11 protein-coding genes are annotated in these 16,012 nt (G+C 57.4%); 7 read left to right on the forward strand and 4 right to left on the reverse strand.

All coding sequences use genetic code 11. The annotated features are described in order from the left end of the window. The first annotated feature begins 7 nt into the window (after positions 1-7). Complete coding sequence (locus EP166_RS08695; RefSeq protein WP_220432567.1) at positions 8-1,384, forward strand: TRAP transporter large permease; 1,377 nt, start codon at positions 8-10, stop codon at positions 1,382-1,384. 96 nt (positions 1,385-1,480) lie between these two features. Here EP166_RS08695 and EP166_RS08700 read toward each other — a convergent pair whose 3' ends face one another. Beyond that, a complete protein-coding gene (locus tag EP166_RS08700; RefSeq protein WP_127556441.1) occupies positions 1,481-2,578 on the reverse strand; it encodes a TRAP transporter substrate-binding protein in 1,098 nt (365 codons plus the stop codon). Between the two features lie 585 nt (positions 2,579-3,163). Here EP166_RS08700 and EP166_RS08705 point away from each other — a divergent pair. Both EP166_RS08705 and pntB read left to right on the forward strand, forming a co-directional pair. Then, positions 3,164-4,756 (forward strand): Re/Si-specific NAD(P)(+) transhydrogenase subunit alpha, encoded by a 1,593-nt coding sequence (locus EP166_RS08705; protein ID WP_127556442.1) that lies wholly within the window; start codon positions 3,164-3,166, stop codon positions 4,754-4,756. Next, positions 4,753-6,138: a Re/Si-specific NAD(P)(+) transhydrogenase subunit beta gene (gene pntB / locus EP166_RS08710; RefSeq protein WP_127556443.1), complete on the forward strand. Its 1,386-nt coding sequence runs from the start codon at positions 4,753-4,755 to the stop codon at positions 6,136-6,138. The genes EP166_RS08705 and pntB overlap by 4 nt, the downstream gene beginning before the upstream one ends. Positions 6,139-6,169: 31 nt before the next feature. On the opposite strand, the gene EP166_RS08715 is transcribed toward pntB, so the two are convergent. Then, the gene (locus tag EP166_RS08715; protein WP_127556444.1) at positions 6,170-6,634 is read right to left on the reverse strand and encodes an MbcA/ParS/Xre antitoxin family protein; all 465 of its coding nucleotides are present in this window, start codon (positions 6,632-6,634) and stop codon (positions 6,170-6,172) included. A gap of 389 nt (positions 6,635-7,023) precedes the next feature. Here EP166_RS08715 and EP166_RS08720 point away from each other — a divergent pair, with 389 nt between their 5' ends. Beyond that, on the forward strand, positions 7,024-8,154 hold the full coding sequence (locus tag EP166_RS08720; protein ID WP_127556445.1) for a beta-ketoacyl-ACP synthase III: 1,131 nt from the start codon (positions 7,024-7,026) through the stop codon (positions 8,152-8,154). 227 nt (positions 8,155-8,381) lie between these two features. Here the strand turns inward: EP166_RS08720 and trxA are convergent, their stop codons facing one another. After that, positions 8,382-9,260, reverse strand: coding sequence for a thioredoxin (gene trxA, locus EP166_RS08725; RefSeq protein WP_127556446.1), 879 nt, complete (start codon positions 9,258-9,260; stop codon positions 8,382-8,384). A gap of 258 nt (positions 9,261-9,518) precedes the next feature. Here trxA and EP166_RS08730 point away from each other — a divergent pair, with 258 nt between their 5' ends. Continuing rightward, positions 9,519-12,458, forward strand: a complete 2,940-nt coding sequence (locus tag EP166_RS08730; protein WP_164743875.1) for an insulinase family protein — start codon at positions 9,519-9,521, stop codon at positions 12,456-12,458. Between the two features lie 132 nt (positions 12,459-12,590). Here the strand turns inward: EP166_RS08730 and EP166_RS08735 are convergent, their stop codons facing one another. Further along, positions 12,591-13,592 (reverse strand): sensor histidine kinase, encoded by a 1,002-nt coding sequence (locus EP166_RS08735; protein WP_164743876.1) that lies wholly within the window; start codon positions 13,590-13,592, stop codon positions 12,591-12,593. A 250-nt stretch (positions 13,593-13,842) separates the two neighbouring features. On the opposite strand from EP166_RS08735, the gene deoC reads away from it, so the two are divergent. Further along, positions 13,843-14,619 carry a deoxyribose-phosphate aldolase gene (deoC, locus tag EP166_RS08740; protein WP_127556449.1) on the forward strand — a complete coding sequence of 259 codons (777 nt, stop codon included), beginning with the start codon at positions 13,843-13,845 and terminating at the stop codon, positions 14,617-14,619. A gap of 1 nt (position 14,620) precedes the next feature. Beyond that, on the forward strand, positions 14,621-15,949 hold the full coding sequence (gene deoA, locus EP166_RS08745) for a thymidine phosphorylase (protein ID WP_127556450.1): 1,329 nt from the start codon (positions 14,621-14,623) through the stop codon (positions 15,947-15,949). Positions 15,950-16,012: the final 63 nt, after the last annotated feature.

Genomic DNA, 16,012 nt, shown 5'->3' on the forward strand with positions numbered 1-16,012 from the left:
CACGTTGTTGGGCGAAATCCTCGCGCTCGTCATGTTCTTTGCCGTTATTGGTGTGTTAATGCTCGGTTTCCCGGTGGCGTTTTCGCTGGCCGGCACCTCGCTGATATTCGCCGCCATTGCCCACTTTCTGGGCGCGCTTGATCTGTCGAACTTATCGAGTGTTGCACCGCGCTACATGGGCATCATGCTGAACGAGGTACTGGTTGCCGTACCCTTATTTATTTTTATGGGGATGATGCTGGAGCGTTCCGGCATTGCCGAAAAATTGCTCATCACCATGGGCCGACTGTTTGGCGACTTGCGCGGCGGTCTCGGCTTGTCGGTGATTCTGGTGGGAGCCTTGCTGGCCGCGTCAACCGGTATTATTGGCGCGACCGTGGTCACCATGGGCTTGCTGTCACTGCCGGCAATGCTGAAAGCCGGTTACGACCCCAAATTGGCAACCGGGGTTATAACCGCCTCAGGCACGCTCGGCCAGATCATTCCGCCCTCAACCGTTCTGATCTTTATGGGCGACATGCTCTCAGGCATCAACAGCCAGGTACAGATGTCGCTGGGCAACTTCGCACCAACCCCCGTCTCGGTCGGTGATCTGTTTGCCGGCGCCTTCATACCCGGGATGATGCTGATGGGCATTTATATGTTGTACATGATCTTCAAGGCCGTGCGTCAACCCGACACCTGCCCGGCCCTGATCATGACGGCCGAAGAAAAGTCCCGGTTGCTGAGAGATGTGTTCACTACCCTGCTGCCACCGCTGGTACTGATCATTGCGGTGCTCGGTTCCATTCTGGGCGGCATTGCCACCCCAACAGAATCGGCCTCGGTAGGCGCTATTGGTGCCATGGTACTGGCTGCGTTCCAACGCAAACTGACCTACACCAACCTGCGTCAGGTGATGTACGCGACGGCGAATACCACCACCATGATTTTTATCATCCTGATCGGCGCGACCGTCTTCTCTCTGGTATTCCGGATGATGGGCGGTGAAGAACTGGTCAGCGACTTCCTTAACAGCCTGCCCGGTGGCCAGTTGGGCGCCATCTTGTTTGTCATGCTGCTGATGTTCCTGCTTGGGTTTATTCTGGACACCTTTGAAATCATCTTCCTGGTATTACCGATCACCGCACCAATTCTGCTGATGATGGGCGTAGAGCCCGTCTGGCTGGGTGTAATCGTCGCGGTCAACCTGCAAACCAGCTTCCTGACGCCACCCTTTGGTTTTGCGCTGTTCTATTTACGAGGGGTGGCACCCGATTCCGTCTCGACCATGACCATCTACAGAGGCGCCATTCCCTTTGTGTTCCTGCAACTGATCGTGATCGTCTTGCTGGTGGCCTTTCCACAACTGGTTACCTGGTTGCCGTCTCAGCTCTACAACTAAAAACCTGGCACCCAATACGGGCGGGCTATCGATTTTAATAACCCGCCCACAAAAAAACCCGGCACAAGCCGGGTTTTTTATAAGACCGGGCTCTTGTTACATCTGGAAGTACTTCTGGCGAGCCGTCAGGAAGGCACCGTCAACCTGTTCGGTACGGGTACGCAACAGCGCAAGAGCTTCAAAGTAGCTTTCAGTGGTTTTACGCACCAGAGCGTCATCGCTGTCGCGCAATTCACCGAGAACTTCCTTCGCCGCTTCAGCACCAGCTTGCAATACTTCTTCAGGGAAGTATTTAACCTGGACGCCATGCTGTTCTACCAGAGTGCGCAGAGCGATCGGATCGTTGGCGTAGAAGTCCGAGGCAACCTGGTCGTACTCGGCCTGGCAGGCAAACTCGACAATTTGTTGCAGGTCGCGCGGCAATGCTTCGAACTTGGACTTGCTGACCACCGCTTCGGTCGCCAGGCCTGGCTCGATAAAGCTCGGCATGTAGTAGTTCTTGGCAATCTGGTAGAAGCCCAGTGCCAGGTCGTTGTAGGGGCCAACAAATTCAGCGGCATCCAGTGCACCGGATTGCAATGCCTGGTAAATCTCGCCACCGGCCATGTTAACCACACTGGCGCCCAGCTTTTCCCATACCTGACCACCCAGACCCGGGGTCCGGAATTTCAAACCCTGAATATCTTCCAGGCCGTTGATCTCTTCGCGGAACCAGCCACCGGCCTGAGTACCGGTGTCACCCGACAAAAAGCCTTTTACGCCAAACTGATCGTAAATTTCATCCCAGATTTCCTGGCCACCCATGTAACGAACCCAGGCCGCCAGTTCTCGGGACGTCATGCCATACGGCACACCGGTAAAGAAGGACGTGGCCCGGCTCTTGTTCTGCCAGTAGTAGGCAGCGCCGTGGCTCATCTCGGCAGACCCTTCAATGACCGCGTCGAACGCACCCAAAGGCGGCACCAGTTCACCAGCCGCATAGACTTGTACCGTCAATCGGCCGTTGGACATGGCGGTAATTCGATCGGCAAGGCGCTGCGCACCCACACCCAGCCCTGGGAAATTCTTCGGCCAGGTGGTGACCATACGCCAGGTAATGCGGTCTTCAGCCAGTGCCGGAGTACCAATGGTGGTCGCTGCCGCCACGCTACCTGCGCCGATCAAGCCTTTTTTGATCACGTCACGTCTTTTCATGTTCAACTCTCCATCATGGGGTCAGGGAGGTACTCAACACGCGTCTGCTGGCCGCTATCATACCGGAGTGCAAATGCGAGCCAGAGCGACCGGGTTACCGACCTCAATGTTCCAGTTTTTTATTGTGGTTAGTCGGGGAAAACCGATACGGCCGTTTACCTCTATGGGAACGATCCGGCACCGAGTTATCCCGCATCGGAGTGAGCTTGCGAGCCGTTTATAATTTTAATGGCCTGCGACGACTCCAGAACGCCGAGCCTTAGAATACCCCGCAGCCTGCCATATCTCAATTCAGTTTAGCGGGCATTGCCCGGTTTCGCCTGATCCTTTAGTGGTATCCCGTTAACGTTGCCCAGGTCCGACTCGTTGGAGGTCAACAGCGGCCTTTGCACTTGCACCGACCTCAATAGCCAGCCAGTATGACGCTACCAGGCCGGGCTTAACGGCAACTGAACATTTTACCCGCGGTTTCATGGACCCCGGCGTCTGGAAAAGCAGTAACAACAATAAAAACAGGATGGGCTGCCGGTACAACGCCAGGCGTTGCACAGCGAGCAAGGTCCATCAGGCAATTGAGGGATACACATGTCGCTAACCCTAGCTGTTCCCGTTGACCGAGCTCCCGGTGAAACCCGGGTTCCAGTCACGCCCGATACCACCCGTAAACTGATCGATCTGGGGTTTACTGTCCTCATAGAGCCCGGTGCCGGAGCCAGGGCTCAGTTTGCAGATGCCCTCTATGAACAGGCAGGCGCAGAACTGGAAGCCGACACAGCCAAGCTGTACCAGCGCGCCGATGTACTGCTGAAGATCAATGGTCCCCAGGCGCAAGCAGAAGGCCTAACGGGCAGTGAGCTTGAGGCTCTGGGCAGCACCCCTGAGAAGGCCAAAACCTGGATATCCTTTCTGGCACCCGGTCAAAACGAGCCACTGCTCGAACAATTCAACGGACAGCACGCTACGGCCCTGTCACTGGATGCCATTCCTCGTATTTCCCGAGCCCAGAAAATGGATGTGCTCAGCTCAATGGCCAATATCGCTGGCTATCGGGCGGTGATTGAAGCAGCCAATCAGTTCGGTCGCTTCTTTACCGGTCAGATTACCGCCGCAGGCAAGATCCCCCCGGCCAAGGTGCTGGTCATCGGTGCCGGAGTTGCCGGGCTCGCCGCCATTGGCGCGGCGAAAAGCCTGGGGGCCATTGTGCGTGCCTTTGACACCCGCAAGGAAGTCAAGGAACAGGTAGAGTCCATGGGTGGTGAATTCCTCACCGTTGAACTGGAAGAAGACGGGGCCGGTACTGGTGGCTACGCCAAGGAGATGTCCAAGGCCTTTATTGACGCGGAAATGGCCCTGTTTATGGAGCAGGCCAGAGAAGTGGACATCATCATCACCACTGCCCTGATTCCGGGCAAGCCGGCACCCAAGCTGATCACCGAGGCCATGGTTAAGGCCATGCAGCCCGGCAGCGTGGTGGTTGATCTGGCAGCGCCCAACGGTGGCAATTGTGAGTGCACGGTGAAAGACGAGGTAGTAAAGGCGCACGATGTCACCGTCATCGGCTTTACCAACCTGGCCGCCCGGGCCGCCACCCAGGCCAGCCAACTGCTGGCGAACAACCTGTGGCGTCTGCTCGAACATTTGTGCCCGAACAAAGATGGCCAACTGGTCATTGATCTGACCGATGAGATCACCCGCAGTTGCACCGTCGTGCATGGTGGCGATATCACCTGGCCACCCCCACCGCCCAAGCTTTCTGCGACACCCAAACCGGCGGCCCCATCGGCACAAAAGACAACAGAGAAATCGCCACCAGCTCCCCGCAAAGCCCGGCCTATAGCCCTCTACTGGGTGATTGCCGGGGCTCTCATATTGGGCCTCGGCGCCGTTGCTCCAGCCGATTTTGTCAGCCACTTCACAGTGTTTGTGCTGGCGATTTTCATTGGCTGGCAGGTCATCTGGAACGTCAGCCATTCTCTGCATACACCACTCATGAGTGTGACCAACGCGATCTCCGGCATCATCATTCTGGGCGCGCTGCTGCAAATCAGTGGCAGTGGCTCCTGGCTGGTAAGCGTGCTGGCGACCATCAGCGTACTGGTTGCCAGCATTAACATTGCGGGCGGGTTTTATGTCACCCGACGAATGTTGAATATGTTCCGCAAAGGAGACCCGTCATGACTGGACTGTTATCGATGGCCTATTTGCTGGCCGGGGTATTCTTCATTTTGTCACTGGGCGGGCTGAGCTCCCAGGAGACCGCTCGACGCGGCAACAACTACGGCATCGCCGGTATGGTGATCGCCATCGTTGCCACGGTGGCCTCTGCGGCCGTTGGGGCTTACTTCGTACTGGCGATTGCCGTCGCCATTGGTGCGGCCATAGGGCTCTGGCTGGCCTCAAGAGTGGAAATGACGGCCATGCCGCAACTGGTCGCCCTGCTCCACAGCTTTGTTGGCCTGGCCGCAGTACTGATTGGTTGGGCGGCTTATCTGGACCCCAGATCGCAGTTGGCGGGCGCTGAAAAGGTCATTCAAAATACCGAGATCTACCTCGGCATCTTCATCGGCGCCATTACCCTCACCGGCTCATGGGCGGCCTACGGCAAGCTGCAGGGCATTCTGTCAAGCAAACCACTGGCATTACCGGGCCGTCATGTCATGAATGCCGTTGCGATCATCGTGTCGCTGGTCATGCTGATCCTGTTTGCACCTGATGGTCATGGTTCAGGCGATGCCACCATGCTCCTGCTGATGACACTGATCGCGCTGCTGCTCGGTGCCCATCTGGTTGCTGCTATCGGCGGAGCGGACATGCCGGTGGTCATTTCGATGCTGAACAGCTATTCCGGCTGGGCCGCAGCGGCCACCGGCTTCATGCTGGGTAACGATCTGCTGATCATCACCGGTGCACTGGTCGGTTCTTCCGGCGCGATTCTCAGTTACATCATGTGCAAGGCGATGAACCGGTCGTTCATCAGTGTCATTCTGGGTGGCTTTGGCACCGACTCCGGCTCAAGCGCCGACGATGAAGACTACGGCGAAGCACGCAGTGCCTCAGCCGATGAAGTAGCGAGCTGGCTACGTGATGCTGATTCGGTGGTTATCGCCCCTGGCTTTGGCATGGCAGTCGCCCACGCCCAGCAAGCGGTTGCTGAACTTACGTCCACATTGCGTAAGCAGGGCAAGACGGTGCGCTTTGCGATTCACCCCGTCGCGGGGCGATTGCCAGGGCACATGAACGTGCTGCTGGCGGAAGCCAACGTGCCCTATGACATTGTGCTGGAGATGGATGAGATCAACGATGACCTGCCGAAAACTGACGTCACACTGGTGATAGGTGCCAATGACATCTGCAATCCGGACGCTCAGGAAAAACCCGGCTCACCCATCGCTGGCATGCCAGTGCTGGAGGTCTGGCACGCGCATCAGGTGGTGATACTGAAGCGGTCGATGGCAACCGGTTACGCCGGCGTCAGCAATCCGCTGTTCTATCGCGACAACAGCAGCATGCTGTTTGGCGATGCCAAAGAAAGCGTGCAAGCTCTGGTCAGCAAGTTGTAACACTCCCTAGCCAGAGCCGGAAGGCTCCGGCTCAGGCGGCACCCTGCTTGCGAGCGAGCAATTTTGTCAGCACCCGGGACACCTGGGTGCGCCCTTCGGCGTTGATCATCAGCGCCTTGGGCGTCAGCCCTTCCAGGTCGGGGTTCGGAGTTGCCAGCCAGGCCTGAGCAGCATCAACACTGCCCAGTGCATTACAGGCATGCAACACCAGCTTGCTGATGTCATCCACCATGCTTTGTGCAGGCGGTTCTTCCGACAGATCCATCCCGACCAACTGTGCATCCGGTATGGCCTGTTGCACCTGCGATTTAGCGTACTCCAGTACCTGGGTAACACTGGCGCCTTCCCGGCTGAAGTGAATCGAGAACTCACCACTTGGGTTCGACCCCAGTCCCTCAATGGTAAAATCCGACCCTGGCATCTGCCCTGCAACGGCGGCCGCATCTACCGCCGCCGAGTCCGGCAACTGAAATGTCAGTGTAAAATGGTGCAGCATGTCAGCCTTCTTATTATCGTGAGCACCCCTAAAGCATACCCAAACTGGCCGGGCTTTGAAAAACTTTCACGGATAGCCCTGTTTAGCCCACCATCAACCCGCCAACACTGACCAAACTCAGGTGGGCTGCTACACTAAAGCCTTAGCCAATGTTCAAACTGGCAGTTTGAATATACAAATGGCTGACTAATATTTCTTGCCGGGAAAACGTGCCAGCCACCAGGCAGGCCTATCCGGGTCGGCGTAAACCCCTCCCTGGAGCCTAGGCCACAGCATCCATGCTTCGGACTACCCCGGATAGGCCTGCCTGGTAGCCAGCACTCGGCTCATCGCAATCGCTAGTACACCATATTAAAAGAAACCAAATTACTCGATAGAAGGATCACTTTATGTCTGCCAATGACTCTGTTGTTATCAGTGGCGCTGGTCTCTGGACGCCTGAAAACGTGCTCACTAACACAGAGTTGGTGCAGGTACTGAACGAATATGCCGATAAGTTCAATCACGAGCATGCCAGCGAAATAGAAGCGGGCACCCTGGAGCCAGTCGCCAAGTCCGACCCCGATTTCATCACCAAAGCCAGCGGCATCCGTCAGCGTTACGTCTATGTCAAAGATGGCATTATGGACGTCGATCGCATGCGCCCGCGAATTCAGGAGCGCCCCGATGACGAACTGAGTCACCAGGGAGAGATGGCCGTTGCTGCCGCCAGAAAGGCACTTGCCGCCGCCAATAAGAGCGCGGCTGATATTGATGCCGTGATTGTCAGCTGTGCCTACACCCAACGCTCCTACCCGGCCATTGCGATTGAAGTGCAGGCCGAACTCGGCATCGAGGGCTTCGGCTTCGACATGCTGGTAGCCTGCTCCGCCGCCACCTTCGCCCTGCACCGCGCTTACGAGATGGTCAAAGCAGGAACGGCCAGAGCGGTACTGGTCATCAACCCGGAACTGACCTCACCCCAGGTAAACTACCGCGACCGCGACAGCCACTTTATTTTCGGTGATGTTGCCACCGCCATGGTGGTCGAACGGGGCGACACTGCCAATGCCGAGCATGTTTACGACATACTGGGCATCAAGGCGAAAACGGTCTATTCAAACAATATCCGCTCGAACTTTGGCTTCGTTTCACACGCTTTCGATTCCGACCCATTTGGCCCCGACAAACTCTTCCACCAGGAAGGCCGCAAGGTTTTCAAGGAAGTCTGCCCGATGGCTGCTGATCACCTGGCAGCTCAAATCGAAGCCGTGGGTGCCGACATCGGTCAGGTTCGGCGCTGGTGGTTGCACCAGGCCAATATCAACATGAATCAGCTGATCACCAAGCGCCTGCTGGGCCATGTGGGCACACAAGACGAAGCGCCGATCGTGCTCGACGAGTATGCAAACACCGCCTCAGCCGGTTCGATCATTGCCTTTAACCTGCACCATCAGGATCTCAAATCCGGTGATCTGGGGGTGATTTGCTCGTTTGGGGCGGGGTATTCGATTGGTAGTCTGGCATTGCGCAAGCGCTAAGTTCAGTTAGTTATGAGTCCCGCTCATATTTCTAATGGACTCAGGCACCCGCTAACCCTTGTTAGGTATTAAGTAAGGCAATGTTTGGCAGGATACCAAGTGTTGGCTGCCGGGTAGGCCTATCTGGGGTAGTCCGTAGCATGAATGCTACGGTCTAGGCCCCATGGACGGGTTCACGCCGACCCCAGACAGGCCTACCCGGTGGCCGACACGAACGACAGACACCATCAATAGAGCAACGTAAACAACTGGCGCTGGTATTTGACGGCCGTTGGGTCGCCTTTGCCCAGGCTGTTGACGATGTCGAGGAAGGTTTTGCGGGCTTCGCCGTCTTTGAAGGTTTTATCTTTGCGCAGAATGCCCAGCAGGGTGTCCAGCGCGTCGGCGTGGCGGTTGATCTGGCTGTACTGGACCGCCAGTTCATAGGCCAGCTCCAGATTGTCAGGGTCAGCGTCCCGTTTGCTTTGCAATTCCTGAATCTCCGGCGATTCAGCAGCCTGATGCAACAGCGTCAGTCGGGATTTCAGCGCCGCGTATTCCGGCTCGGTTTGCTCCGTCATGGTCATTTTATCGAGAATGGCTTCAGCGTCTTCGGCACGGTGCAAAGCGACATAAACATCGGCCAGGGCGAACGCAATGGCGGTTTCGCCATCGCTCAGGGTGTAGGCTTCGCGCAGCAGAGGCAGCGCCTCATCAAGCTTGCCTTGAGTGTGCAGCGCCTGGGCCTGATCCAGCAAGCTGTCCCAGGGCTTGGGCAAGTACTTCTCAAGGCGCTCCCGAATGGCGGATTCGGGCTCCGCTCCCATAAAGGCATCGACCGGCTGGCCATTCACGATCAGCGCCACTGTCGGCAGGCTGCGCACACCGAACTGGGCCACAATGTTGGGTTGCTCATCGGCATTAACCTTGGCTAACAGCAATTGCCCCTGGTATTCGGCCGCCAGCTTTTCGAGTATCGGCATCAATGCCTTGCAGGGCGCACACCACTCAGCCCAAAAATCCATGACCACCAGGCGACGCTGGGATTCCTCCACCATGACGTGCTGGAAGTTCTGTTCGGTTACGACCACCACGTTGCCGGCATCTTGCCCGTATACTTCGTTCATAACACCCTCGCGTTCAAAAACTGGCTTTATCACCCCATTATTGGGACATCACCGCATTTCGCAATACCGGGGGTTCCACCAGAGCACCCGGGATGCCATGACAGCGGCGCGACCGACCGTTACAATCCCTGTCGTCACAGACTCCCGCTGCCGGCGCTGACCGGTTTACTGTGGAATCTGAGCCTCATTTGAGTCCGGGCCGGTATCGCCATGCTATCCCATAGCCGGTTCACTATGCATCGTCATCAGGAGCGCAGTATGAAACGTGGTGTTCTCATCGCCATCACAACCGGGGTTATTGTCGCCCTGGCCAGCGCAGGTCTGGTTGTAACCAGTGCCTCGAACGCCGGGGCGGAAAATCCGTCGAACATCATCGTCAGTGAACGGGAAGACCGGGTATTCCATCAGTATCAGCTGGAAAACGGACTCAAGGTCGTACTGGTGTCCGATGAAGACGCCGAAGTTGCCGCAGCCGCCCTGAACGTCAGCGTTGGCTCCTGGAGCAACCCGGCCGACTTGCCGGGCCTGGCTCATTTTCTGGAACACATGCTGTTTCTCGGTACCGAAAAGTACCCGAATGCCGATGAGTACCACCAGTTTATCGAACAAAACGGCGGCAACAACAATGCTTACACCGCTGATGAAAACACCCTCTACTACTTTGACATCGATGCCGATCACCTTGAACCGGCCCTGGACCGGCTGGCGCAGTTTTTCATCGCCCCCCTGTTCGACGCCAGCTACATAGAACGCGAGATCAACGCGGTGCAATCTGAGTTTACAGCCAGTCTGCAAGACGATAACCGTCGACGTGAAGACGCGGTGCGCGAACTGGTCAACCCCAAGCATCCAGCGGCCAACCTCGCCATCGGCAATGCCCAAACGCTCGATAACGACCAACTGCGCGAACGGATGCAAGCCTTCTATCGTGAGCACTATGTGGCAAACCGCCTGTCGCTGGCCGTGGTTGGCCCCCAGGATATTGAGACACTGAAAGACTGGGTCGATTCTCGCTTCAATCAGATACGGTCGGTCTCCTCAGAACCGCTGCAAATAGACGTGCCGCAGTTCCGCACCAGCCAGTTGCCCATGCTGATCGAGGTAGAGCCCCGTCGTGAAAGCAGACTGCTCCAGTTCCGCTTCCCGGTCCCGGCAACCGTGCCTGAGCTCGACACCAAGCCTTACACCTACCTGGCAAGCCTGCTCGACCACCAGGGGCCCGGCACCCTGTTCGAAGCACTGAAGGAGCAAGGCTGGGCAGACGGAATATCGGCCCGTGCACCCGGCACCAGCCGCAATTCGGATACCTTCACCATCGCTTTGCAACTGACCCCTGAAGGCATGGCCAACTGGCAAAGCGTCGCGACACTGATGTTCAGCTACCTGCAAACCATCGAACAAGCGGGGTTAAACGAGTGGCGCTATAAAGAACTGCAAACCATTAACGAGATCAACTTCGAATTCGCGGAACAGGTATCCCCCACTGCCACGGCACAGCATCTGGCAACCCGGCTGATGCACTACCCGGCAGATCAGTTGCTGATAGGCCCCTATCGGCTGGCGCAATTCGATGCCGAAGCGATTCAACGCTGGCTGTCCTACCTGCAACCGGATAACGCCCTGGTCATACTAATGGCGCCGGACGTGGAAACAGACACCGTCAGCGAGTGGTACGAAACCCCTTACAAGGCAACGCCGCTGTCGGGCTCGGTGGTCGCCGAATGGCGTGCGCCCGAGCCCGACAGCAACCTGACTCTGCCTGAGGAAAACTTGTTCATCCCGGAAGACCTGACCGTGCTGCCCTTTGCCGGGCGCCAGAGCGACCTGATCAACAACACGCCCCTGGTCATTAAACAGACGCCGGGCTTATCCATTTGGTTTGAACAGGACGAAACCTTCAGAACGCCGAAGCTTGATATAACGGTCATGATGGAATCTCCCGACGCCAATGCCAGCGCCCGCAGCGCCATTGCAACGCAGCTGTTTATCGACATGGTCGACGACGGGATGACCGATTTCCGCTACGACGCGGGCCGGGCAGGCTCCGGTTATGGCCTGTCATCATCGAAGCGTGGTCTGCAGATGCGACTCTATGGCTACAGCGACCGGCTGCACGTGTTACTCGACACCCTACTGGTGGAGTTGACTGACCCGGGCGTCAGCCAGCCCCGGTTTGAACAGCTAAAATCCGATCTCCAGCGCCGGCTGCGCAATACCCGCGAAGACCCGGTCCTGAATCAGATGGTTCGGCGCCTGAATACGGCACTGATCCGTGATTCCAGAACACCGGAGGCCCTGCTTGAAGCGCTTGAGGGCCTTACGCTCGACGATGTGCTCGCACACCGTGACACGTTGCTGAACCATCAGGCCATGACGATACTGATTCACGGCAACCAGACCGAAGACGGTGCCCTGCAACTGGCCAATCGCATCAGCGCGATGATCCCGCCCAGTGCCGATGTCGAGCCGGTCAGGAACGAAGTGGCCGCCCTGCCCAGCCGGCGTTACCGCCATGAAATGGCCATCGATCACAACGACAGTGCCCTGCTCGGCTACTATCAGGGTCAGGACAGTAGCCTGCGCGAGCGCGCTCTGTTTGCGTTGCTGGGCCGAACCATGAGCGCGCCCTATTTTGCGGAGATGCGCACCGAGGAGCAGCTGGGTTACATCGTTTTCAGCCAGAATTTCATGGCCGACGATCTGCCTGGCCTGGTCGTCTACATTCAGTCACCCGACACGGACCCGGCCTTGTTGCAGCTGTTTTCAGACCGCTTCATGAACCGCTATCTGCAACAACTGCGCAGCCTCGACAGCGATGAGTTCAATCGTTACAAGGCAGGCCTGATCAACGATCTGACCACCCCGGAGCAAAACCTCTATGAGCTTAGCCAGACTTATTGGCAGGCCATCATGGACGGGAATCCGAACTTCAATACGCGCCGGCGTCTCGCGTCGGCTGTTGAGGCAATCAGTCTGGATGGCTTTACCCGTTTCTTTGAAAACCAGATGCTCAGAGACGACGCAAAACGTCTGGTTCTGCATCAGGTCGGCCGGGACATGGAAGAAGCCTACACAGAAAATGGCACCAACCTGGTGGGCTTTTACACAGCTGACAACGTACAAACCATTCAGGAAGCCAGCCGCTGGATTAGACCTACCTTTAACAACCTGCCGGAGCGTTTGGATTCTACCCAGTAGAGCGGCTGTGGCTGGATACCAGGCAGACTTGCCCGGTATCCAGCGCTTTCTTTTGCGAGTGATACCCACCTAATCGGTGGCTGGGTTACTCACGGTACTGAAGTGCTTAAAAGGCATGGACTGCACCCTCAATCAACCCGGTAGATCCGACTCCTGCCAGCTATTCTGTCTGCGCGGCAATACCACCAGTACTTCGGTCCCTTTTTCGCCATCCAGCACATCCAGATTGCCACCCAGCATTTGTGCCAGCCGGCGCGCCACAACCAGCGACAAGCCGGGCCCAACGTCGCGGCCCTCGTCAATGACGCTGGTGTAATGGGTGAGCACATTGCTGAGCTGTTCCACGCCAAGATGGCGGCCGTCAGCGCTGATCCGGACGCGCAGTGCCTCGCCAAGCTCTGCATCGATATACCCGATCAGATGAACCTGAACCAGGCCCCCCTCGTTCATTCGCATCAGCGAGTACACGACCCGGGTTAACAATGAGTGCAGCCAGTTTACGTCAGACACCAGCGGCAACTGATCTTCCTGGTGTTCAAACTTGACCCGGGTTTTGTAATTTTTTCCGTACCGCTGCCATTCTTCGCAAAACCCTTCCAGCACGGTGAGCAAGTTGATGTTCTCGGCCCGTGGCAATTCCGATTTCAACTCCAGTCGAGCCAGTACCTTCAAATCATCGGCATAGCGCTGCATCAGCTCAGATTTTTCACGGATTCGTTCCAGCGCATCAGGCTGGCTGGAGGTACATAACGACTGAACCTCGGCCATAGCCGTATTCAGGGCGTTGGCCATGTTCTTTAACGCCAGATCCTTCTCCTGCGCTGATGACAGCACCAGTCGCCTCAGTTCGGCGCTTTGCTTGCCTTCATATTCGAACCGCTCAATCCGCAGATGGCTTTCCTGTAATGTCCGCTTAACCCGGCTAACCTCCCGAAAGGCGTCGTCAGCGTGATGCTGGATACGGCTCAGTGCCAGCAGCGACACGGCCGCTGCCACCAAGAGCAACCCCACAGGCACCGCTAAAACCGGCAACGCCAGTACTGGCATCGCGAAATACACCAGAGCCGCCAAACTGCCCAGCCACAACACTCCGCTGACGACCCAAAGGGTCGCCACCTGTGACGTTTTATTCACTGCATTCTCCCAAACCACAAACGTTATAAGCGCCAACCCGGCCAGACAGGCACAGGGACGACCATCAGTTGCACGCAGTTTGCCATTAAATCGAGGGTTTCGCAGTTTTCTTAATGGCTCACGGTTCACAGGCCTGGCCGCACTCATTGCCATTTGCCTGAATAAGGTGCTTGATAATCAACCAATCTGACGTTGTTTTTGACGGATATTGGGCATAAACTTATTAAAAACTGACCATTTGGACAATAAAATGAATCCGTTACATCGTGACGCCAAAACGGCGCTCGGGTTGATGGACCTGACCAGCCTGAACGACGACGATACCGATGCCCGCATCGAAGCCCTGTGCAAGCAAGCCAGTACCCCCGCGGGTTCGCCTGCGGCGGTATGTGTCTTCCCGGCATTTATTGCCACCGCACGCAGGGCACTGGCCGCTGAAGGCCTGAATGACGTTCAGGTTGCCACGGTCACCAATTTTCCGGATGGCAGCGACGACATTGAGCGTGCTGTGTCGGAGACCCGTGCCGCCGTGGCAGCCGGGGCTCACGAAGTCGATGTGGTACTGCCTTACCGCGCCCTGATGGCAGGCAACAGCGAAGTTTGTCACGATCTGGTCGCCGCCTGCAAAGCGGCTTGCGGCGCCAGTTCTCTGCTTAAAGTCATCATCGAGAGTGGCGAGTTGAAAGAACCGCACCTCATTCGCCAGGCCAGTGACATCGCCATTGCAGCGGGGGCTGACTTTATTAAAACCAGCACCGGGAAAGTGGCTGTGAATGCCACGCTGGAAGCAGCCGACATCATGGTGCACGCCATCCGCGACAGCGGCCGTCCAGTCGGCTTCAAGGCCGCCGGCGGCATCAAAACCACTGAAGATGCCCAGGCCTATCTGGCCCTAGCGGCACGCATCATGGGGCCGGACTGGGTCAGCCCCGCCACCTTCCGCTTCGGTGCCAGCAGCCTGCTGACCAATTTGCTGAAAACACTCGGCGAGGCGGATTCGGGTTCATTCGAACCGGGTGGGTACTAAGATGTATCTGCCTCAGGAACTGATTCGCCGCAAACGCGATGGTGGCGCGCTCAATGACGACGAAATTCGCTGGTTCGTGAGCGGCATCAAGGATTCAAGCATCAGCGAAGGCCAGGTCAGTGCCTTTGCCATGGCGGTCTACTTCAATGGGCTGACGCTCGATGAACGCGTCGCCCTGACGCTTGCCATGCGCGACTCTGGCGATGTCATGCACTGGCCAGACCTGAACGGCCCGGTGCTCGACAAACACAGCACCGGCGGCGTCGGTGACCTGGTCAGCCTGATGCTCGGCCCCATGGTCGCGGCCTGCGGTGGTTACGTGCCGATGATTTCCGGCCGGGGCCTCGGCCACACCGGCGGCACGCTCGACAAATTCGAATCCATACCCGGCTACAACACCTACCCCGACAACGACCTCTTTGATCGCGCCGTGCGTGAAGCCGGCGTCGCCATTATCGGCCAGACCGGCAATTTGGCCCCGGCCGACAAGCGATTCTATGGCATTCGGGACGTCACCGGCACGGTGGAAAGCATCGACCTGATCACCGCCTCCATCCTCTCCAAAAAACTCGCCGAAGGGCTGGATGCGCTGGTGATGGACGTGAAAGTCGGCAGTGGTGCCTTTATGCCCACCCCGGAAAAAAGCCGGGCTTTGGCTGAAAGCATCGTACGCGTGGCCAACGGCGCAGGTGTGAAAACGACGGCCTTGCTGACCGATATGAACCAGGTTCTGGCGCTGTCAGCCGGTAATGCAGTGGAAATGACAGAGGCGGTGGCCTACCTTCGCGGTGACCATCGCGACCCGGTAGTCCACGAGGTCACCATGGCCCTGTGTGCAGAGATGCTGGTATCCGGCCAACTGGCTGACAGCATCGAGGCCGCTCGCCGTCAGTTGCAGTCAGTGCTGGATTCCGGAGCGGCGCTTGAAGCGTTTCAACGGATGGTAACGCTGCTGGGCGGTCCATCCGACTTTACCGACCGACCCGATGACTTTTTACCCAAAGCCCCCATTATTCAACCAGTCATCGCCCCAAGGGATGGCATCGTACAACCCTTGCAAGTGCGCGATATTGGTCTGGCGGTGGTTGCGATGGGTGGCGGCCGTACCCGCGCCGATCAGAAGATCGACGCCGCCGTTGGTCTGACCGACATTGTTCGGCCAGGCGTGACGGTTCGCGCCGGTGATGTGCTGGCCATGGCTCATGTTCGCAGCGAAGCGCAACTGGCCGACACCCGGCAACGGTTAACCCAGGCCATACCAATCGCCGAGCAAGCCGTAGCCGCTCAACCGGTGGTACACGACCGGATAGGCCCGGAAGATTTGGATTAACAGAGCCGGTTTCACGCAGCAAACCGACCTGACAGACCATCACAGGGCTTTGTCGCATAAAGC

Origin of the sequence: Saccharospirillum alexandrii (assembly GCF_004000275.1) — a bacterium.
Classification (GTDB): domain Bacteria; phylum Pseudomonadota; class Gammaproteobacteria; order Pseudomonadales; family Natronospirillaceae; genus Saccharospirillum; species Saccharospirillum alexandrii.